The sequence below is a fragment of the Acinetobacter endophylla genome, assembly GCF_053543775.1.
Window position 1 is genome coordinate 1 of record NZ_JBLVOM010000157.1, and the last position, 402, is coordinate 402.

Sequence of the window (402 nt, forward strand, 5' to 3'; positions counted from 1 at the left end):
CTACGTTACGGCTATAAAGTGCTGATACAGCATATTTTGGATCATTACTTTCTGACTTTTCCGAATTGGCTTCAATAAATAGACGATTTTCATCTGTTCCAATCAAAGTTTCAAGCTTTGTTCCTAGGTTGCCCTTACCGTCTTCATCAACCATCCATGCATTTTCAAGTCTTGTTACTTGATAAATTTGTCCGCCATGTTCTTTAAGATGATCATCGTGAGATCCGTCTGATCTCTTTCTTGCAGTCAAAATAATATTATCTCCCCCATTTGCATTTTCCATTGAATAATATTCTGGATACAATTCTTGGGGGCTATATCTTAAGCCACCAGACTCCTGTAATAAGACTCTCATACCATTTGTAATATTACTTTCTTGTTCCGAAGTGCTGCTATTAGCAA

1 pseudogene is annotated in these 402 nt (G+C 36.8%); it reads right to left on the reverse strand.

From position 1 onward, the window contains the following. Nucleotides 1-402: pseudogene (locus tag ACNPNW_RS06130) on the reverse strand (copper resistance protein B); the annotation flags it as partial.